Genomic DNA, 21,072 nt, shown 5'->3' on the forward strand with positions numbered 1-21,072 from the left:
CCTATCATATTATTTATATATATTTCCTTATATTGTATTTCTTTTTTTGCGAAATTGAAAGATTATTCTGTTAAAAAATAAAGATATTCTAAAAAATTTCCCTTTATATTTATATGGAAACAAAAAAACAACGAGCGCCTTCTAAAACACTCGTTGTTTTTACTTTATGCACGATTTTCTTTTATCCACTCCGTAATAGCATCTAACCTCGAAACATCAAAACGTCTTTCTTCACACACGTTTAAGCTGTTTAAACTTTTCACAATTTCTAATTCATTCGACTTTATACTTTTTGCTTCAATCAATTTACAGTACCCGTCTGTGACGGTATTTAAATTTTCATAATAACGCTGCAACGGTTTTGATATATGTAAATGTTTTTCAAAATCCCTTCTGCTTCTCGTCTCATCAAATTCTTTTCGTTTTCTAAGTTCTTCATCATTCGTGTACAAATAAAAATATTGATCTGGAAAACCAATTTCTCTATTTATCATCTTATCTTTATAAAAGTTTTCTATTAAAGATAACGGCTGATTAAATATATCAAAATGGAAACACCAATTATAACTAAGTGGCTGATAAATATCACCATCGAGTATTACTAACTCATATTGCTGCGACTTCTGCATTGCTATATTCCAGCGCTCTACTTGTTTTTCAAAATACCATGTTCTATGTTCATTTTTTGGTCTTTCAAATAATAGATTACCTTCAGGTATAATAAATGCGCCGTAATTTTTTTCTAATTCACGACATGTTGTACTTTTCCCAACAGCGCTCGCTCCCTCAAATGCTACAATCCCCATAGTTTCTCCCACTTTCATTAACTAAAATCTCGTTGTTTCGCTCTTCTCCCCCATAACTGTCTCCATAAAACGATTGAAGCGATAGAAAGCATTATTGTTGTAATGATACTACCTTCAATACCAAATGAGCCTCCATGAAGCACTTCTGACCCATTTGTTACAGGTTTAAATAGCGGCGTTGAATATATCGTCATGCCACTAACTGCAAAACCATAGACGTTATATTGCGCCCAATTCCAAATGGAATGCCACGCGCATATCCCCCAAAGACTACTGTCTTTTAAAACGTAAAATGCTGCAAATACACCAACTAATATTATATTCAATATTGAAAGAATTGTAATACCAGGATTAAGTAAATGAAGAAAACCAAATAAAAAGGACGTCACTATAATCCCAACCCATATACGACTTCTAACAGAAATAACTGGAAACAACCAGCCTCGTACAATAATTTCTTCCGTTGCACCTTGTATTAAAAAAGCAATTAAAGATCCTACAATACCAAATATGGCGGTTGCCGTAATTTGTTGCATTTGTAGTTTTACAATCCCTGTTAATATAAGCACAATTACTGGTATTGAAATGAAGACAAATCCTATTAACGCACCTCTCAAATACTTTCTCATCCATTGCACTTTCCAAAAACCAATGGATGAAAATGACCTTTTCTCTACAAACCTAATCCATAAAAAAATAAAAAATATAGCCCCACCAAACGTTAATATCATCTCAATATTATTATAAATTGCCTTTACAAATGATGTATCTGCTTTCGGTAAAAACAGCATAAACAACATGAAAAATTCACCTAAAGTTAAAAATACAATTGCAAGTATAACAGCGAAAATAGGATGAACTTTTCTTCTTCCTTCTTTTGCTGCTTCAATTATTTTAAATTGTTTATTTTGCAATATTCTATCCCCTCCTAATTATTGTACTCATCAGTATTATTAAAATATATATAGCCTTTCCTTTAAACTTATTTTTTAATATAAATGATCTTGGTTTAGAATAAATCCAGATTTGGAATAATATATAAATAAAAGAGATGTCTTTGGGCCTTTTGCTATAAAACCCCCTATTTTTTCTTGATTTTCCCAACACTTGCTATTTCCCACCATTTGTTGTAAGATAGTAATTAAGGTCAATTTAGCACTATATTTTCTTTGCATATTATCAAGTATCAATCAGGAATGTTTTGTACTCCTTATGGATTTTTGATAATATGTGAACTTTTATTTTCAATCGAATAAGGCCGATCATATTGTAATCTTTTTAAATTTTAGGAGGCATTACCATGACATTAACAGGTAAAGTAAAATGGTTTAACAGCGAAAAAGGTTTCGGTTTCATCGAAGTTGCAGACGGTAGCGACGTATTCGTTCACTTCTCAGCTATCACTGGCGACGGCTTCAAATCTCTTGACGAAGGTCAAGAAGTTAGCTTCGAAGTTGAAGACGGTAACCGTGGACCTCAAGCTAAAAACGTTGTAAAGCTATAATTCAATCAATAAAAAGGTTGTTACCAGCTCGGTTAACAACCTTTTTAATATATAACTAAAAATTTTTACATAAAAGGAGTGGTTACATGTATCGCAATCGAAAGAACGATGTAGCAGAAGTACCACCAGAACAAACCCCTGTTTGGGAATGTGAATCAGAGGATTGTTTAGGATGGATGAGAAAGAACTTTTCATTTGAAGAAGAGCCTAAATGCCCTTTATGTAAAAGTAGTATGAAAAGCGGAGAACGTTTATTACCTAAAATAGGTTGATTTTTACAAGCCCCTCTTATTTTAAATAAGAGGGGCTTTTTTATTAATAATGAATATCCTCTACATCTGTTCGTACAATAGAATACATTAATGCATCGTGTTGTTTATTTCCTTGATGAATGTATCCACGTAACAGCCCTTCTTGTTGAAAACCTAATTTAGATAACATATTACACGAAGTTATATTTTCAGGATATGTAATAGCTCCAATTCTAAATAAGCCTAAATCTCGAAATCCATAAGTAATAATTTCTCGAGCAGCTTCAGAAGCATAACCATTCCCCCAATAACGAGGATGCAAATCATATCCAATCTCTGAGCGTTTACTCCAAAGTTGTAAATTATTTAATCCAATTGTTCCTACTAAATTATTTGTGTCTTTTAATACAATCCCCCAACGCATTGCCTTTTTCTCAAAGTAATTTTTCGAAAAAGATTCAATCATACGTGAAGCTTGTCCAAACTCAGTAAAAGAATTCATACCGTAATAACACGTTACCTCATCTAATGAGAATATTTCATATATTTTTTGACAATAAGATTGTTCTATTTCAACTAAGCGCAAGCGTTCTGTTTCTAACATAGGAAATACCATAGGATCACTCCTTTCTCTCTACTCATTTATTATAGCAGAAAAAGTATTTATAATTAGGAAAGTCCTTAATGTCCCACAAATCAAATATTTCTAGCGATGTTTATCCTCTTAATAATATATAACTTCGTTGTATTTATTAATTCCCCTCTAAAAACCACCCCTAATTTATACCCTCTCATGTTAAAATATAGAAAAACAGTAAATACTTCTTACGGAGGTGCTTAAACTTTATGTATATTTTCATTGGCTTATCCCTCTTGCTCATTTTACTCATTTTTTTATTCGCAAAAAAATTCACACCAAACTCATTTATGATGACAAGTTTTAAAGGAAATAGCTTTAAGTCATTTTCAGTTGGTATATTAATCGCTGCTACACTCTCTCTTTCATACGGAATGTATCACGCAGCAACATATCAACCTAGATATTTAGATATTAAATTACAAAATCAAAATTTCACTGTTTTTGGTAATGTTGGTGAGTTTGGTTATTTCTCAGAAGAATTACTAAAAAAAGATGCAGAAGTTGAACTGTATTTTGTCTCTTGGGAAACAATACAATTAAATAATCCAGAAATAATAGTAGACTACCCTTCAGGCAAACAGGAAACATGGAAGCCTAATATAACATTAATTCCTACAAATAAATTAAAAGAAAAACATAGTATTAAAGAACTTTATCGGCTCTCACCGTATTCCTTTGAAGAATCTGGAAAAATAACATTAACTATTAAAGAGAATAAAGCCAATCATAAAAAGCTTTCAATTAATGTGAAATAATTACAAATAAAATGTCCCTCCATTATGTTGGAGGGACATTTTATTTACATATGTATTCAATATTATTATTTTGACTGTTCATTCAATGTCGTAATTATTTCATTGGCAGTATTCTTTCCATTTCCAATACAAGCACCAATTCCTACACCATAATATGAAGCACCAGCTAAGTATACATTAGGATAAAGCACGGCCAATTTTTCTTGTAATGATTGAACAGCTTGATTATGTTCTAAATGATATTTCGGCATTAAATCTTTCCAATTTGTAACTTCAATTACTTCCGGTTCACCTTTAATTCCGAGGCTCTTTTCAATATCATATAAAGCAACTCGTACTAATTCTTCTTCACTATAACTTTTGATTGTTTCATATACTGGATTAGTGCTCTTATAAAACATTCTTACTAATAGCTTTTGTTTACCAGATGTATGTTTCCACTTCCTGCTTGTCCATGTGCAAGCATCGCAATGTAAATCACTGTTTTCCGTTACGATAAAACCTGTGCCGTCAGCCGGTAGTTGTTCATCTAGTATGTCAAAACCTAAGTAAATACTTATAAGCGATGAATTTTTAAATTTATTAAAATGCTCATTTAACTCATTAGACTGTAATAACGTTTGTGCGACATCATGTGGAGCTGCTAAAACGACATAATCAGCTTGTATTGTCTCATGATTTGCAAAAGAAACCTCATACCGATCCCCTTTTTTACTTATCACTGTTGTTACAGCACCTTTATTAATGACAGTCTCCGTCAGCACTTCTTCTAAGCGATTAATAATCGTAGATAGTCCACTTTTAAATGATACAAACTTTTTATTTCCTGCTGACTGAAATTGTTTTTTATTCTCTTCAAAACCTTTAATAATACTTCCATATTTATTTTTATACTCAAGTAAATATGGTAACGTAGATGCCATTGTAAGCTCATTCAATTTACCAGAATATACACCTGAAAGCACAGGTGCAATTTGTCTTTCCACTAATTCTTTCCCTAAAAAGCTTTCTAAAAATACAGCAAGTGATGTATCCTTTGTAAACTCCTTATTTTTCGTAATAAAATCTTTTAAAGCAACGATTTTCCCTTTTTTTGAGACTAGCGTACTGCTAAATAATGATTCAACACTCATAGGAATCCCAAATATAGTGTCAGCAGGAATTGGATGTAATATGTTATCAGAGTATATGTAAGAAATACCTGTTTCGTTATATACCATTTCATTTTCTAAATTTAAATCTTTTACAAGCGGCAAAACATGTTCATTACGAGCTACAATAGAATCTGCTCCAGATTCCATAATAAAATCATTTTCTTCCACACTGTGGATTTTACCACCTAAATACTCTTCTTTCTCAATAAGGATTAAATTTAAATCTATATTATAATCCTTCTTTAATTTTTCTAAATAAAACATAGTAGAAAGTCCAGTAATACCTCCACCGATGACAACGACTGTTTTCATATTTGCTGCGCCCCTAACCGATACAATTAATAATTCCTTTATTATTATAACCAAAAATTATCATAGTCGACTAGCAGCTTGCGCATTCTGTAAGAAATTAGACAAGATATATGAATAAAAAAGAACTATAACATATTCAACTCACGTCATAGTTCTTTCTATTTTAAAAACATAAACCAGTTTATTAATTTGTCAATTTCTTGGCTGAGTGCTATTACTTTTTCATGTTGAAGTCCATAATTTGAGACTAGATTCAATAATTCTTCTTTTTTCAATTCAATTATTTTTTCTAACTTCACTAATTCCATGTCGTCTTTATTCGCTCCAATTTCAAAATATATGTATTTTAGTATAGCCTACTTACATAATAAGTAAAAGTCTCATGCTAATGTAAAATCTTACATATTTGAAAAAACAATATACTACTAACAAAAAAAGAGACTTAAACTAAGCCTATTATTACAGGTCATTATAATTTTCTACCATTTTTTATAAATATGTTAGTTTATGAATGTGTACCATTTACTATTAATTTAAAGTTAGACACTTTTACTCATTAATAATACAACAGAATTTCTCAAATGTTTTATCTTTATATTCTGGAACCCTTGTTAAGTGATCAAAATAACTATATGAAAATTTAAATATGTGCCCAAAATCCCAATTAAATTCGCTGTAGTCTTTAAGCCAGAATGCATTATCTAGCGGAAGTGTATCAACTTGTTTTGCTTTTGTAAGAGGTAAACGATCTACAGGAGAATTCAATATTATTTGGGCATTTGGCATTAAATTGCGACTTTTTCTAAGTACATAAACTAGCTTTAATAGTGGTTTTATTCCTCGTTGAAATAATTCTATATGCCCTAAGTCATATAATATATTAATCGCATGTGAGAAGGTAAGCATATGACCAATTAAATCGTGATGTGATTCTGCCTTATATATAACATTAAATTCAGATAATTCATTTAAAATAAATTCAGATAATTGCTTTGGGTTTTTAATTTCGCTTTGAATCTCCTCATTATTTATAATTAGTTGCTTTACTTCTTTAGTTGTAAAACCAATCCAAGATCTACCGGGAATTGTTTTTTGAAACGATAATATAAGGTTTGCTATATTATTAATATCTTGCTCACTCCCCCAATGACTTAACTCCTTAATGGCTAGTAAACTTAAAGAAGCGTAAATTACATTATGACCAACCCAATGGAGTTCATCAATCGTTTGTTCCAAAGATTTAATTATCGTTTCTTCAGCACTTTGATAATCGACACCTTGTTTATTATCAATTGTTTCGCCTAACCTTTGCTTATGGAGCATCATTTTCGCTTGAGAATAAATGTTACAGGCAGTTTTTTCATCAATGTTATTGTTTTTCGTAAAAAAATAACTAGCAATGGCAGCTGCTCCGAAATGTGCATGCCAAATATCATTTGTTTCTTTTTTACATTGAGATATAATTGAAAGCCCATCTTTTAATACACTTATATTTTCCATCTCTCTTATCCCCTCTAAACCCTAATAAAATGGTTTTTTAGCATCTACAAAGTCGGCAAAAAGCCTGGTGAAAACTCTTGAAAAGTTTCCTCCTTTACAGTTATAAATTAAAATTGCCCCTGTCGCTCAACAAGAATTAAATTTGCTTCTAATAATATTTTGAGATGATACTTATTCATCCCTAATGCAGTCTCAATCTTCCACAATTGTGTTTGTTTTGATTATGAAATAAATAACGAACAATCTCTCGTTTTACTCCTGCCAAAGCCTTAAAAATTTTCACTCTTTGTTTATCTGAATTATTTGGTTTGATAGTCATGGAACTATCTTATTTTTTTGTCAAATCTCTCATCTTCTTAAACATACAAAGTGAAAATCAAATGTGTATGTATTTATAGATAGTTGTTTTATTATACACGCGAATCTTTATGTAATTGATACTTTCTATTATGTTACCACTTAGTATGTACCCTTAAGCTACTTCCTTAGCTTAACGAAGGTGTTAATACAAATAAGATGTGATTCATTTCATCACTCTTATTCAAAAATCTATGTTTCACGTTCGGTGGAATACGCACAACATCTCCTTCTTCTAAAAAATATTCATTCCCTTCCAATTCCACATACACTTCCCCTTTCATTACAACTGCAATTTCTTCCTTATCTTCGTGGGAATAGTGACTTTCTGTTGTATTTGCATATCCGTTTAAATCCATCATTAACATTTCAATGCGAGCTTTCATAAAATCTGGTGTTAACACATCATAAACGATATGATCATTATTTTCTCGATATACTTTTTTCCGATCTTTCTTCTTAGAAATAAGTGAGTCAGTATCAATATCATTAATAAAAAGAGTAAACAGCGGTACATTTAATGCTTTCGCTATTAATTCCAATACATTTAAAGAAGGATTGGCATGTCCTCTTTCAATTTGACTAATAAGTGAAGTACTGATTCCTGCATAATCAGCAAATTCACGAATTGTCATATTATTTTTCTTACGATAACTTAAAACAGTTTGACCTAGCCGATAATGAATCATTGTTACAACTTCCTTTCGTCCATCATAATACATCTTTTGTCCCTTTTGTGCTGACATACTAAACAGTGGCAATTAATCCTTCCTTATTTCATCTAAGGCTTATATACTAACTTTTGTACATTATATTATATACAGTTCATTATAATAAACAAGCAATCGGAGGGACAAACTTTGAAATCACCTATTCTTTCATATTTCATCTTATTTTTCGGCGTGTTCGCCTTATCTACTTCAGCTATCTTCGTAAAAATAGCCGATGCCCCTGCAGCAATCACTGCTTTTTATCGATTATTGTTTGCTACGGTAATTCTTTTACCGTTTCTAATATTTAATACAAACAATCGAAGCGAACTTCGCTCATTATCAAAAAAGCAATGGGGATTTGGACTCTTATCTGGATTATTTCTAGCAGCTCATTATGTACTATGGTTTGAATCATTACAGTATACTTCTGTAGCAAGTTCTACAGTTATCGTAACGTTGCAACCTTTATTTTCAATGGTCGGTGGTTATTTTTTATTTAAGGAACGGTTTACGAAAGGTGCGATTATAGGCTGCCTTATTGCAATTTCAGGAAGTATCGTGATTGGGTGGCAAGATTTTCAAATTAGTGGCGAGGCTTTATACGGCGATATTTTAGCTTTTATTGCTGCTGGCGTCATAACAGCTTACTTTTTCATTAGTCAATATGTTCGTAAAGACCTATCCCTAATACCGTACTCGGTAATTAGTTATGGCAGTAGTTCACTCTTTCTCGGTATATTTGCTTACACACAGCAGTCATCTTTCTTCAATTACACTGCACAAACATGGTGGTCCTTTATAGGTCTTGCATTCATTGCAACGATTTTAGGACAAACAATTTTTAATTGGTTATTAAAATGGATGAGCGCTACTGTTATCTCGATGAGTATTTTAGGAGAGACAATTGGAACTTGTATTTTAGCCTATTTCATTTTAGATGAAACAATTTCTTTACAGCAAGGACTAGGAATTCTACTTATTTTCATTGGATTAGCATTATTTTTATTACAACCGAAACAATTGAATCACAATTTATAAAGTGAAACTTTAATCAGTAGGGATTTTATTCATCCCCCACTGATTATTAGCCTTCACCAATCGGGCGTTTACGGGCAGCCCGACTCCCACATAACTTATTTGCTCCAGCCAAATTTTGAGGTGGGAGTTTTACTGCCCACAAATAGCGGGATAAACAAGAAAAGCATGACATTAGTTTGCCATGCTTTTCTTGTTTATTTATTATTGCGGAGATTGTTCCACTTGCTTTTGCTTTAGCCTTTGCTCCAATACATGAATCATAAAGAGGAAATGCTCTGCCTCTCTTGTAACATGATCAGCAAGCAATGGATTTATGACATTTCGAATTTGGCATGTTTGAATTAACTCTAATCCTGCTTTTTTGAAATTCCTTAACTCAACAGTAGCATTTTCACTATCTTTATTCATTTTTCCTATAATCGGATATGTCGGTTCTTTTTGATATAACATCGATTCAACATCTCTAGCTTGATTAAGAAGAATTTCAAAATCATCTCCAAATTTCAACGCTGTATGAACAAGATTTCTCTCCGATTGATCCAGTAATGAAGCAATAAAACGTGAGTGTTCCATCATAATTCGTAACCAGAAAACATTCTCGCTAATAATCGCATCTTGAATAGGATCCATCTTGCCTTCATTAAACTTTTGAAGTGTCCGCATAAAATATTCCGCTTCTCGTGCAACATGATCCACTAAAAGTGGAAAATTAAACCCTTTCACTTTACAATTGATGATTAAAATTAGTAAGTTTCTTTTATAATTACGAAAAGCATACACTAACTGAATGCTCTCTTCATTTAATTGCCTTACCGCTTGAACAGTTTGTGGAATAGTAAATGCTTTTTGCAGCTGCCTATCAAACTGATTATAAAACTGTTCTACTTGCTGAATTAAATTTTTATCGTTACGATTAAACCCCTCACCAAGAAACAAAGCATGCTCTTTCATAATACGTAACCAAAATCTATTTTCAGTTATAGATCGTTCAATAAATAATTGTTCTGTTAATGATTCAGATGGAGCTGCTTTCAATTCCGGTGGCAACAGCATAGCTCGCTGTGGGTCCATAATAAAATGTCCAGGAATAGGTTGGTCTGTCGACATTACAATCACTCCTTGTTCCTTGAATGCTCAATTATACTATGTATGAAAATAAATAAAATTTAAATATACTTATACAATCGTTTTTTCAAGGTTTTTGAAATTTCCACATATGCATTCCCCTTGCACATAGAAATAGATTCTATTAAGTCATATGCTTCCGGATTGAGATGATTCCTAATGCTTCATCCGTTAAAACATCCTTTAAATAAAAATTGTTCTTTATTTTTAATAAACTGAAAAAAGCATGGCGTCCTTTTGCCATACTTTTTTCAAAACAAATCGATATTTCTGTTCAATTTACACCCCTATTTATTATGTACAATCAAACCATTTGGTCTAAAACGACTCATCATGATTTCGTTAACAAAATGCCCATGAGCCTTCAAATTCCCAACCTTTACACCCTCTTCGATAAATCCAAATTTTTCATATAATACTTTGGCTCTAGGATTCGTTTCTAATACACCCAGTTCCACTCGTTCTAACATTAGCCAATTATCAGCTAAATCAAGCATTTTTGTAAGAAGTGATTTTCCAATTCCTTTATTGTGATATTCACTATCTACTCCGATGAATAAATCACCCGAGTGAGATCTTCGCCCTGGACTTTGGGTTAAACCGACAAATCCAACAACTTCTCCATCATATTCTGCTACAAATTCAAATTGATTCTGTGCTAAATTTCGAATTCTATTCTCCATTGCATCTACACGCATACTAGGTAAGAAAACCATATAAGGTAAAACATCATCTTGTATGCATATACGATGAATTGCTCTAGCATCTTGTATTTCTACTGCTCTAACGTTAATCTCCATCTTTCTCCCCTCCATTCAAATATTCATATTCTAATATCCCATATTAAAATCCTGCCAACCCTTATTTCTTTGTGTTATTTTTATATAATTATTTCGATATAACATTCACTTTTTGAACATCATCTCTTATATTCCCCTCTCGTTCAAAATGAAAAAATCACTTAGAATATGCTAAGTGATTTTTTATTTAATTTTTCACCCTATTATACAACTCAAGCAGTTCTTCTACTGAAATACCATTTATTTTCATACCGGTAATATCACAATTTTCTATTTCAATATTTTTCAGATTACTACTACGTATTGTAGTACTTTCCAAATCACATCTATCAAATGAAATAGGATATTTATCCTCTCCAAGGCTTGTATCTCTAAATTGAACTCCACCTAAAGTCACAAAATTAAATTTACTGCCAGAAATATTTAAATCTGCATATGAGGAATTTCTAAAATTTATATTTCTAAACTTTGATTGACTTACATTACAATTACTCATATTCATATGCATTATATTACTACCAACAAATGCACTATTTTTTAAATTTACTTGATAATATTCTGTATTAACCAAATTACAGTTTTCGTATTGACCATTTTTCATATCTTTATTTTTAATTAGGTTCTCTCCAACTGCATCTACATTTTTTCTTTTTACATAGCAATACTCATCTTCAGATTTAAAAATTATTTCATAGCCCATTTTTTTATAAAAATGATGATTATTAATTTGTCTACTAGATGTTTCAAGATCCCAAATCCTTATGTTCGGAAATTTTTCTTCTATTAACTTAATAACCCGCGATCCAATTCCTTTTCCTTGAAGAAAAGGCTCTACAAAAATACGATCGATTCTTCCGTACGATTTACCAGAGATCGTAACTATAATTCCCCCGATTACTTTTTCATCCATTATCACTTTGTAAGTATCCAATTCTTCAATTGAATATTTCATCATTTCAACTGAAGAATATCCTGGCGGTTGAATGTTATAATCAATTACATCACCTTGGCCGTATAACCATCGCTTTGCTTCTTCATCAAATGTTCTTTTCATTATTTCTGTTAACTTTTCAGCATCTAAAATTGTAGCTTTTTCTATAGATATTATTGTCATTTTTGTTTTCCCCTTCATTGTTATAAACCGATAACTTTTGTGAACGATATAGTTATTAATTTACTTTTGTCTTTAATATTTTTCCCATTATTACATATGGGGCATCACTTTTACTTGGGTGAAATGGCTCTAATACATCCACCCAATCCAATCTTTTATATAAAGAACGCGCTTTTTCATTGTTTATTTGTGTTGTTAAAATACTCGTTCTATTTGAAATCCCTTCTAATAATTCATTATGTAATTTCATTCCAAGACCTTCATTTCGATATTGTGGGTGAACTGCTAACTCTACAAATTCAAAACAATCTTGTAACCATTCGTCTGCTTGTTCTAGATTTAACGCTTCTCTCATTAATTGATTATAGTACTGCCCTTCTAATGAGAGATAACCATAAGTAAAACCAACTACCTCATTTTCATCATTTATTGCTACTATACCTTTAAAATCTGTATATTCTATATGTCTTTTCATTCTCTCAATCATTTCAGTAAAATTTGTTTTCTCAAATGCTTTACAATACAATTTTGCCATATTATTAATTAGGATTTCATCTTTTTCAATACGTATGAATTTCACTTTACCTTCCCCCTATTAAAACATTTGAACCCTTAAATAATTATAAAATAAAGAAATTTAAAATTAATCACTCTTTTTACTATTAAACTACAAATCAACCTATATTTTCCACTGTTACTTAGTATGAATGAATAAAAAAGAAGAGAACATGTAATATACATATGTTCTCTTCTTTTTATTTTAACGCTTATTCATTTTCAATTTTATATAATTAATAATTAGATATTACTTAAGCCACTCGTTACAAGTATTAGCTAGCTCCTGTAAATCCTCTATAAATCGACTCGCATGATATCCATCACAAACCGCATGATGTACTTGCAATGAAACAGGTAGCATAACCCTGCTTCCATCATTGAAATATTTCCCACAAGTAATAATTGGTAATAAAAAATCACCATCATTATTAATATTTAAATTAAATCCTGTAAAACTAGTCCAAGGTATACCAGAAATCGGAAAAATATTTGGCGGAATATTTTCTTTCGTGAAGAAACCATGAACATTAGCATAACATCTCATATCCTCTTCATAGTTTTTATAGAAAATGTGGAAATCGCTAGAATAATCCGTCCATATACTTGAAAAAGATTTATCATCTTTATGAAAGATTGTATAACTAGGTATCATTTCCTCCCAATACCCTAAAACTCCTTCATCATTAAAACATGTTCGAAATTCTGTATGTTTATTTATCACTCTAGAAATTACATAAATAAAAGTCGGATAAAATTTAATTTCCTTTTGATGTATTTCCTCTAGCATCATCGTAATATCAACATTCGCTGTCATACTAAACGAACACTTTAATTTTAAATAATGTTCAAAATACTGCTCTCTATTCCAATTTTCTCTGTCAATTACATGAAACTTCATTTTAATAGCCTCCTAAAATTTTATTTTTATTTTAGAAGGCTAACTTTCTTGTTTTCACCACACTTGTTCACTCCTTACAGTTTAAATTTAATACTAAGCTTTTTATTTAACTATATAACACCTGCAGAAATTCGTTCACATATTTCTGGAAATCCATCCACATACTATTAATAAATCAAATGACGTTTGGAGGATTCAAACATGAATGACAAAAATGTAAATAAAAAAGAAAATGTTATCGAAAACACTACATCTATTCAAAATAATAATACTGCAAATCTTAATATCGAAGAACAAGCAATGAACGGCTTATATGGAATGCCAGAAACAACCATTGAAGATGCTGATCACGTTGTAACTGATGATTTGACTTCAAAAAATTAATGAACTACATAGAAAAGAGCCAAGGAAAATATCCTTGGCTCTTCTCTATTATATATCCAATTTTTTTACTTCTTCTCTCTTTTTAGAAAGTTTCCCTGGCCAAAAAGCAAAGCGTCCTAAAACGACTGTAATCGCAGGTACAAGCAGTGGTCTTACAATAAATGTATCTAGCAATACACCGATTGCTGTCACAATACCGAATTGAACTAAAACTTGAATTGGCAATGTACCTAATACTGCAAATGTTCCTGCTAAAATTAAACCTGCGGATGTAATTACACTACCTGTTTGTATAACACCATTTTTAACTGATTCTAAATGATTTTGTTTCTTTTTATTCTTCCATATTTCTGAAACCATAAAGATATTATAATCTTCCCCTAAGGCAACTAAAAATACGAATGCATATAACGGTATCGCACCTTGTATCGCGGGAGCTCCCATACCGAAATGCAGTAAAATCCAGCCTGCTCCTAATGCAGAGAAGAAAGATAAAACGACAGTTACAATTAAGTAAATCATCGCAACGATTGAACGTAAATACACGAGTAAAAGTAAAGCGATGATACTAATCATAACCGGAATAATAACCGCTTCATCCCGTTCAGTAATTTGCTTTGTATCATATAAGGAAGCTGTTTCTCCGCCAATCCATAAATGATTCTCAGCTTGACTAATTCCTTCATCTTTTAATACCTTTTCTACACTATTTTTCAATTTAGGGATTTGATCTAATGCTTCAATTGAGTATGGGTTTTCCACTAAAGAAACTTCATACATTTGCAATTGATTATTTTCTTTTCCCTTCATTGGCTCTTTCACTTTATTAACAAAAGATAATTTCTCTATTTCTTGTTTAATAGGTAAATCTTTTCCCTTTGAATCAACTACAATCTTTACTGGCGCTAATTCTCCAGCTGAAAAATGATCCGTAATTAATGTAAATCCTTCGCGTGATGGCATATCTTTCGGGAATGATTCTAATAAGTCGTACGTGTATTGAATACGCGGTACAAATGAAGCAAAGCCTCCTAATAAAAATACGGTTAGCATAATAATTGTCCACGGTTTACGTACAACAATATCCCCAAGTTTTTTACTAAAGAACCCTTTAGTATTTTTTACTTTTACTACTTTCTTTTTCTTTCTTGCAAACTCTTCATTCATTTCAGCTGTTCTCGGTATGAACGGGAAAAATGCAACTCTACCGAAAATTAATAATAATGCTGGAAGAATCGTTAAAGCAGCGATTCCCATAATGAAAACAGCCACACTAAATGGAACTGCGAATCGATGAAAAGCTCCATAATGAGCAAGTAATAACGTTCCTAACCCTAATACTACAGTAAGTGCACTCATTATAATTGCTCCACCTGATGCTTTTATCGCAAGTTGCAATGCTTTATACTTACTTTCTTCTTCTAGCAAGTACTCTTTATATCTTGAAATAAGAAATAAACAATAGTCCGTTCCTGCTCCAAACAGTAAGACAGTCATAATCGATATAGCCTGTGCATCTACTTTAATCCATCCATTGTCTGCTAAAAAGCCCAGTGTCGGACTGATAATTCCGTATGCAAAACCAACAACGAGTAAAGGTAAAATTGCTAAAATTGGTGAACGGTACAGTAAAATTAATAAAACCAATACTAGTAGTACAGTAGCAACTAATAATTTCACATCAGCTTGACTAAATAAACTTACCGCATCCGTTTGAATACCTACAGGTCCAGATAATCGAACATGTAAACCAGAGTCGGTAATTTTTTGTTTGAACGGATCTTCATCCACTTTACTATTCACTATTTTTCGTAACTCTTCTAAATTACCTTTTAATATATCCGTTCCAGCAGATTTATTAAAAAATATTGGTGTGACAAATGATGTACCATCTTTTGATCCACTTTTTGATAATACTTGCTCTGGAATTGTATCAAATGGTGGTAACAATGATTGTTCTTTTAAAGGGTCCGTTTTTAACTCTTTATAAACGTCCTGTATTAATTTGTAGTCTTTTGACTCTAATCCACCATCCCGATGCCATACAACTAACAACGGGTTTCCTGCATTATTAGGAAATTCTTTTTTCATAAGTGCTTCAGCTTGCTGTGACATAGCTGTTTCAGGTAAATTTTTCGGATTCGATTCTTTCGTACTGTTTACTTGTGGTAACGTAAATGAAAGTACTAATGTAATAAGAATCCATACCGATAAAGTTATCCATTGCGTATTCTTCCCTGCTACAAGCCTCCCTAACATATGTAACGGGTGCTTTTTCATAAAACCCCACCTTCCTTTTTTCCTCCAATATTAATTATATATACTGGTCGGTTAATTAATCAAGAATGATTAAAAAATTATGTTATAATTATCTCAATAATAAATGTCAGGAGCGAATGTATTTGGATCAAAAACAACGTCCTCTCGGAAGGCCTCGTCAAAATAAAAATACAAAGTCTACAAAAGAAATCATTTTAGAAGTTGCAACTAGGTTATTTCTCACTCAAAATTATCAAGTTGTTTCAATGGATGAGGTCGCGAAAGAATGTGGAGTTACAAAAGCAACTGTCTACTATTACTACTCAACAAAAGCTGATCTATTTACCGCTACTATGATTCAAATGATGGTGCGCATAAGAGAAAATATGGATCAAATACTCTCTACGAATAAAACTTTGGAAGAAAGATTATTGAACTTTGCTACAGTATACTTACACGCAACGATGGATATTGATATGAATAATTTTATGAAAGATGCAAAACTTTCTTTATCTGAAGAGCAATTAAAAGAATTAAAAAATGCCGAGGATAACATGTATGAAGTGTTGGAAAAAGCGCTAGATAACGCAATTCTCCTTGGAGAAATTCCTAAAGGAAATCCTAAATTTGCTGCCCATGCTTTCGTCGCTTTATTATCAATCGGGAATTTTAAAGATGAGAATCACAATCCTACTCTTGCAAATATAGATGAATTAGCAAAAGAAATCGTTTCGTTTTATTGGAATGGATTAAGTCATCAAAATTAAATTGATTATATTTAATAAAGAGCACATTTGAAATTCCTTCAAACATGCTCTTTATTAATTTAAGGGTTTTATTTATATACTAGCAATTAAATTATACTTTAGCACTGATTAACAAAAAATTCTTATCTATAGCTCTTGAATTTGTGCATTTATATTCCCCTTACTTAATCCACCATGGTAACAAACTACAGAATCAATTTCTAGATTTAAATACTTCTTCAAAGAATTTTGCGCTTCTTTTATATCCAAAGTAGTTGGGGCATGAATTCCCCCTAAAATTCCGTTTACGCTATACATTGAATCCCCAGCGATAAGAGTTTTACTTTTTCTCAAATATAAACTAATATGACCAGGAGTGTGCCCTGGGGTATGAATAATAAGAATACCACCGCAATATGGAAGTTCTTGGCCGTCAACCAAAGTATCATCCACTTTTCCTTTCGGAGGATTCTGTACTTGTGCATCCTTCAACAAAGGTAACTCCCCCTCGATATACGGCTTATCTAGATCGTGAGCATAGACTTTTATATTACTTCCACAGTTTTGTAATAGTTCAGGAAGACTACCTATATGATCTATATCTTGATGCGTCAAAATCACGGCTTTTAGTTTATCAAACGATACTCCAACCTTCCCCATCTCTATTCGTATATCTTCAATTTGTCCAGGAAATCCAGTATCTATTAAAACTGCCATTTCATCATCCCATAAAAGAATTGGGTGAATAATATACTCTTGAAATTCAAGATGTAACATCTCTACCCCTTTAGCAATCTCCATAACATTATTCTCCTTTATAACGAAATTTTTGAAATCTAAAAATTGGCCTGATAAACAAGTAATTCTAAATTACAAAGCCCCGCTATCGTTTAATATGTTTCGTCATACCAATCGAAAATTCCTCAAATCCAATTGATTCATAGTAAGATTTTAAATCTTCAACACACATAAGTTGTGGAATAACTCGTTTTTGTTCACAGTGCCGGATTAATCGTTCCACTATTTCCTTTCCAACGCCCATGGACTGATACTCTGGCATTACACATACACCGCAAATAATGCCCGTTATTACACCATCTGATATTACTCGTCCCATCCCAATTAATTGTTGCTCTTTAAAAGCATATATCACATACCAACTTTGTTTACACATTTGCTCTAACTCATTAACCGATAAGTTAAGAGAATTCCATCCTAAAGATTCATACATAGTTAATAATTCATTGAAATCTTTAGGGGGTTCAATTGTGTACTTTAAAATAGTTTTCATGTAAATACTCCCTATCATCCTTTTTGTTTTTATTCCAAAAAAATTTTGACCATCGTCAAACTGACTCGAACAATACTTCAATAAGAAAAAAGGAAACTCCTTCTCTTTAAAAACATAAGGAACTTAATAAGATTGGTACCATATATATTTCTCTATTTAATATTTGTTTAGTATATCAACTAATGGTGAGTATAAAATATATACATTTCAACCATCACCAAATACTGAATCTAAATTACAATTATAAGAAAAAGAAGGTATCTCATCTTTGTGAAATACCTTCTTTTATATCAATCTATCATTATATTATCAGCCGAAAATCATACAGCTACATACGATAAGAACAAACAAAACTAATAAACTATTTGAGAAATAACCCATAGAATACTACCCCTTTATTTCATTATGTAAAAGATTTTACCATAAAATTATTAATAGTATAATGACTGAAAAAGACATTGGCTTCATTAGTTTTTTATGTATAAAGTAATATTTTATAATTTTTCCATTCTCCTCTCATAAAAATACTTTAACTTTTCCTCTACTGTATTTCTCACGACTTAAATAACATCGTATTAGTAAATAAATAATTACTAATATCAATGTAATTATTTGATTTTAAGTGAAAATAGCAATAAAATAATTACTAAATTGATAAAGGACACGAAAAATAATGACTAATAAAGAATTAACAAACGAATACATGAATTTATTATTAAATATGTCAGGTACTTTCAAATTATTATCAGAGAAATCTACTGAATTTACACATTTAGAGCAACACATAATTGAGTATATTGCCCAGCAAAAAGTCGCTGTAAATTTAAAAATGATTGCTAGTTATTTAAACATACCTAAACAACAATTAAGTTTAACCGTTCGTAATTTAGAGCAAAACGGATACATTGTAAAAAAGCAAGATACAGTAGATAAACGAGCTGTTTTAATTTCCCTAACAGATAAAGCTGAAAAAGTACATTATGAAAGATGGAAACAAATTTATAATAATTTCACTAGTAATCTTGAAAAACTCAGTGAAGAAGATCAACGTGATTTAACTTACGGACTGTATAAAACAAATAAAATGTTATCAAAAATGCTAAATAACGACTAATCATATAAAAATTTTTTTATTATTAAACGGAGGATGTTTCATGGTTAAAGAAATAGATTTACAATCAGTTCAAGGTACTATGCTTATCCCACTATGGGGACGAGCATATGGTAGTGAGCAAAACAAGGATATTTTAGATGATACGGAAGCTATTCGGATTATTAAAGAATGCGACTTTGATTTCTCTAAAATAGCAGATACATTTGGCGAATATGGATGTATCACTTACATTACCCGTGCAAGAAAAATAGACGATACTATTAAACAATTTATTAGAAAACATCCGAATGCTACTATAGTAAATATCGGTTCTGGACTAGACACTACTTTTTCAAGAATTGATAACGGTACTATACAGTGGTATAACCTTGATTTGCCTGATGCGATCGCTTTCCGCAAAACATTAATTGAAGATACACCACGAAATATAAGCATTGCCAAATCATTTTTTGACACTTCTTGGTTCAACGATATAAAATATGATCCAAAAGACGGTATTCTTTTTATATCAGCAGGTGTGTTTTATTACTTTAAAGAAGAAGAACTGAAGGAGATATTTGTCGCTATGGCAAAACGTTTTCCTGGAGGAGAGTTATATTTTGATGCCGAATCAAAGTTCGCACTGACACTTTCGAATGCTACTGTAAAAAAATCTGGTAATAACGGCGCTATGATGTATTTTTACGTAAATAATCCAAAGACAATAGAAAAGTGGTCTTCTAACATAAAAATATTAAGCTGCTCCCCTTTCTTTAAACATATACCTACAAATAAAGATTGGGATGGAAGTACACGAATTATGATGCGGATTGTAAATTTAATAAAGATGTTGAAGTTCGTTCATATACGGTTTGAAAAATGATAAATCTATAGCTTATATATTAATCATATATAAAAGAAGACCTCGATTTTATTAAATTCATATAATAATCTATAGGATAGTTAGTCCATTATGAGGGCTAACTATCCTTTTTTATTTACATAATGAATGAAATAAGTAAACAATAAATATTTAGTTTAATCAGTATAATAAAGATATATAACTTGAAACGTTCGATTGGTTTTTTGGGAGGGCATAGCCTCGGTGCGAAGGCAACACTCCGCTTTCGAGGACATGCTTCAGTTATAGTTTGTCACTATTTGAATTATAAATCAGTTATTTTATCTTTATCTGGATTCTTGCCCAAACTAATGACCTCTTCTCCTTTTCAATAGTTTCGAGTTAGGTCCGGGATTTCTAAAGGTCGCGTACGTTCCAAACAATCTCACCGCGCTCGTCCCACGTACTGTGATGCCTCTTAAATCCTATCTTTTCTAACACCCGGAAGGACGCAACATTCCAAGCGCCTACAGTCGACCAAAGTCTGTGGCGCCCCGTAGCAATCGCAGCGTCCAGCACAACAGACGCTGCCTCAGTCGCATAGCCTTTGCCATGAGCACTGCGGAACAACTCGTATGCGATCTCCGGCTCTTCCAGTGTGGAACGACCGATAATCAAGCCACAGTATCCGATGAAATCACCTTCGTCTCGTCGGCGAATAGTGAGAAGGGAAATGCCATTTTCGCCTGCTCTCTTACGCATCTCTATAAGCATGCTACGAACGGCGTCAAGGGTTGGCATATCCACACCACGTTCGCCAATTAATTTTCTCATCCAGACTGAATCGGATTCCTCCCACATACTCAGATCAAGTCGTTCAGTTTTCAGCTGGAACTCCATAGCTTTAAATAAAGCTGTCATAGTGGAAACCTC

The 21,072-nt window shown here is 31.9% G+C and carries 24 protein-coding genes; 8 read left to right on the top strand and 16 right to left on the bottom strand.

Going from position 1 to position 21,072, the window contains the following annotated elements; translation table 11 throughout:
• Nucleotides 1-164 precede the first annotated feature (164 nt).
• Together JFU20_RS03385 and JFU20_RS03390 are read right to left on the bottom strand one after the other, a co-directional pair.
• Complete coding sequence (locus JFU20_RS03385; protein ID WP_002012852.1) at nucleotides 165-824, bottom strand: nucleoside/nucleotide kinase family protein; 660 nt, start codon at nucleotides 822-824, stop codon at nucleotides 165-167.
• The gene (locus JFU20_RS03390; protein ID WP_002012851.1) at nucleotides 824-1,720 is read right to left on the bottom strand and encodes a CPBP family intramembrane glutamic endopeptidase; all 897 of its coding nucleotides are present in this window, start codon (nucleotides 1,718-1,720) and stop codon (nucleotides 824-826) included. Before JFU20_RS03390 ends, JFU20_RS03385 begins: the two co-directional genes overlap by 1 nt.
• Nucleotides 1,721-2,106: 386 nt before the next feature.
• Here JFU20_RS03390 and cspD point away from each other — a divergent pair, with 386 nt between their 5' ends.
• On the top strand, nucleotides 2,107-2,310 hold the full coding sequence (cspD, locus tag JFU20_RS03395; RefSeq protein WP_002012849.1) for a cold-shock protein CspD: 204 nt from the start codon (nucleotides 2,107-2,109) through the stop codon (nucleotides 2,308-2,310).
• An 86-nt stretch (nucleotides 2,311-2,396) separates the two neighbouring features.
• Entirely contained in the window at nucleotides 2,397-2,582 is a 186-nt protein-coding gene (locus JFU20_RS03400) for a cold-shock protein (protein ID WP_000286202.1), read from the top strand.
• 43 nt (nucleotides 2,583-2,625) lie between these two features.
• Here JFU20_RS03400 and JFU20_RS03405 read toward each other — a convergent pair whose 3' ends face one another.
• Entirely contained in the window at nucleotides 2,626-3,177 is a 552-nt protein-coding gene (locus JFU20_RS03405) for a GNAT family N-acetyltransferase (protein WP_002031946.1), read from the bottom strand.
• Between the two features lie 230 nt (nucleotides 3,178-3,407).
• Between JFU20_RS03405 and JFU20_RS03410 the strand changes: the two genes are divergently transcribed.
• The gene (locus tag JFU20_RS03410) at nucleotides 3,408-3,956 is read left to right on the top strand and encodes a hypothetical protein (RefSeq protein ID WP_002165840.1); all 549 of its coding nucleotides are present in this window, start codon (nucleotides 3,408-3,410) and stop codon (nucleotides 3,954-3,956) included.
• A 65-nt stretch (nucleotides 3,957-4,021) separates the two neighbouring features.
• Here the strand turns inward: JFU20_RS03410 and JFU20_RS03415 are convergent, their stop codons facing one another.
• The 4 genes from JFU20_RS03415 to JFU20_RS03430 form a co-directional block, all read right to left on the bottom strand.
• Nucleotides 4,022-5,422 carry a protoporphyrinogen oxidase gene (locus JFU20_RS03415; RefSeq protein WP_002012844.1) on the bottom strand — a complete coding sequence of 467 codons (1,401 nt, stop codon included), beginning with the start codon at nucleotides 5,420-5,422 and terminating at the stop codon, nucleotides 4,022-4,024.
• 158 nt (nucleotides 5,423-5,580) lie between these two features.
• Nucleotides 5,581-5,730, bottom strand: a complete 150-nt coding sequence (locus tag JFU20_RS03420; protein WP_002012842.1) for an aspartyl-phosphate phosphatase Spo0E family protein — start codon at nucleotides 5,728-5,730, stop codon at nucleotides 5,581-5,583.
• Nucleotides 5,731-5,971: 241 nt separating this feature from the next.
• On the bottom strand, nucleotides 5,972-6,922 hold the full coding sequence (locus JFU20_RS03425) for a hypothetical protein (protein WP_113734470.1): 951 nt from the start codon (nucleotides 6,920-6,922) through the stop codon (nucleotides 5,972-5,974).
• A gap of 485 nt (nucleotides 6,923-7,407) precedes the next feature.
• Complete coding sequence (locus JFU20_RS03430; protein ID WP_002031957.1) at nucleotides 7,408-8,025, bottom strand: helix-turn-helix domain-containing protein; 618 nt, start codon at nucleotides 8,023-8,025, stop codon at nucleotides 7,408-7,410.
• A gap of 114 nt (nucleotides 8,026-8,139) precedes the next feature.
• On the opposite strand from JFU20_RS03430, the gene JFU20_RS03435 reads away from it, so the two are divergent.
• Nucleotides 8,140-9,030 carry a DMT family transporter gene (locus JFU20_RS03435; RefSeq protein ID WP_002012839.1) on the top strand — a complete coding sequence of 297 codons (891 nt, stop codon included), beginning with the start codon at nucleotides 8,140-8,142 and terminating at the stop codon, nucleotides 9,028-9,030.
• Between the two features lie 201 nt (nucleotides 9,031-9,231).
• Here the strand turns inward: JFU20_RS03435 and JFU20_RS03440 are convergent, their stop codons facing one another.
• The 5 genes from JFU20_RS03440 to catA all read right to left on the bottom strand — a co-directional run bounded on the left by JFU20_RS03440 (nucleotide 9,232) and on the right by catA (nucleotide 13,525).
• Nucleotides 9,232-10,137 carry a DUF2935 domain-containing protein gene (locus JFU20_RS03440; protein ID WP_002165842.1) on the bottom strand — a complete coding sequence of 302 codons (906 nt, stop codon included), beginning with the start codon at nucleotides 10,135-10,137 and terminating at the stop codon, nucleotides 9,232-9,234.
• Nucleotides 10,138-10,442: 305 nt separating this feature from the next.
• Nucleotides 10,443-10,955, bottom strand: a complete 513-nt coding sequence (locus tag JFU20_RS03450; RefSeq protein ID WP_033715755.1) for a GNAT family N-acetyltransferase — start codon at nucleotides 10,953-10,955, stop codon at nucleotides 10,443-10,445.
• Between the two features lie 187 nt (nucleotides 10,956-11,142).
• A complete protein-coding gene (locus tag JFU20_RS03455; RefSeq protein WP_002165844.1) occupies nucleotides 11,143-12,069 on the bottom strand; it encodes a GNAT family N-acetyltransferase in 927 nt (308 codons plus the stop codon).
• A 55-nt stretch (nucleotides 12,070-12,124) separates the two neighbouring features.
• Nucleotides 12,125-12,649, bottom strand: coding sequence for a GNAT family N-acetyltransferase (locus JFU20_RS03460; RefSeq protein WP_002012832.1), 525 nt, complete (start codon nucleotides 12,647-12,649; stop codon nucleotides 12,125-12,127).
• A gap of 225 nt (nucleotides 12,650-12,874) precedes the next feature.
• Nucleotides 12,875-13,525: a type A chloramphenicol O-acetyltransferase gene (gene catA / locus JFU20_RS03465; protein ID WP_002085665.1), complete on the bottom strand. Its 651-nt coding sequence runs from the start codon at nucleotides 13,523-13,525 to the stop codon at nucleotides 12,875-12,877.
• Between the two features lie 201 nt (nucleotides 13,526-13,726).
• On the opposite strand from catA, the gene JFU20_RS03470 reads away from it, so the two are divergent.
• Nucleotides 13,727-13,909 carry a DUF4021 domain-containing protein gene (locus tag JFU20_RS03470; protein ID WP_002012828.1) on the top strand — a complete coding sequence of 61 codons (183 nt, stop codon included), beginning with the start codon at nucleotides 13,727-13,729 and terminating at the stop codon, nucleotides 13,907-13,909.
• Between the two features lie 48 nt (nucleotides 13,910-13,957).
• Here the strand turns inward: JFU20_RS03470 and JFU20_RS03475 are convergent, their stop codons facing one another.
• Nucleotides 13,958-16,189 (bottom strand): MMPL family transporter, encoded by a 2,232-nt coding sequence (locus JFU20_RS03475; protein ID WP_002165847.1) that lies wholly within the window; start codon nucleotides 16,187-16,189, stop codon nucleotides 13,958-13,960.
• A gap of 122 nt (nucleotides 16,190-16,311) precedes the next feature.
• Between JFU20_RS03475 and JFU20_RS03480 the strand changes: the two genes are divergently transcribed.
• A complete protein-coding gene (locus JFU20_RS03480; RefSeq protein WP_002085667.1) occupies nucleotides 16,312-16,935 on the top strand; it encodes a TetR/AcrR family transcriptional regulator in 624 nt (207 codons plus the stop codon).
• A gap of 126 nt (nucleotides 16,936-17,061) precedes the next feature.
• Here JFU20_RS03480 and JFU20_RS03485 read toward each other — a convergent pair whose 3' ends face one another.
• The gene (locus tag JFU20_RS03485; RefSeq protein WP_002165848.1) at nucleotides 17,062-17,715 is read right to left on the bottom strand and encodes an MBL fold metallo-hydrolase; all 654 of its coding nucleotides are present in this window, start codon (nucleotides 17,713-17,715) and stop codon (nucleotides 17,062-17,064) included.
• A gap of 82 nt (nucleotides 17,716-17,797) precedes the next feature.
• A complete protein-coding gene (locus JFU20_RS03490) occupies nucleotides 17,798-18,205 on the bottom strand; it encodes a GNAT family N-acetyltransferase (protein WP_002012822.1) in 408 nt (135 codons plus the stop codon).
• Between the two features lie 673 nt (nucleotides 18,206-18,878).
• Between JFU20_RS03490 and JFU20_RS03495 the strand changes: the two genes are divergently transcribed.
• Complete coding sequence (locus JFU20_RS03495) at nucleotides 18,879-19,319, top strand: MarR family winged helix-turn-helix transcriptional regulator (RefSeq protein WP_002165849.1); 441 nt, start codon at nucleotides 18,879-18,881, stop codon at nucleotides 19,317-19,319.
• Nucleotides 19,320-19,359: 40 nt separating this feature from the next.
• A complete protein-coding gene (locus JFU20_RS03500) occupies nucleotides 19,360-20,181 on the top strand; it encodes a class I SAM-dependent methyltransferase (protein ID WP_002165850.1) in 822 nt (273 codons plus the stop codon).
• 375 nt (nucleotides 20,182-20,556) lie between these two features.
• Here JFU20_RS03500 and JFU20_RS03505 read toward each other — a convergent pair whose 3' ends face one another.
• Nucleotides 20,557-21,060, bottom strand: a complete 504-nt coding sequence (locus tag JFU20_RS03505; protein WP_002012819.1) for a GNAT family N-acetyltransferase — start codon at nucleotides 21,058-21,060, stop codon at nucleotides 20,557-20,559.
• Between the last annotated feature and the right edge of the window lie 12 nt (nucleotides 21,061-21,072).

It is taken from the genome of Bacillus sp. TH30, assembly GCF_016650875.1.
Classification (GTDB): Bacteria; Bacillota; Bacilli; order Bacillales; family Bacillaceae_G; genus Bacillus_A; species Bacillus_A mycoides.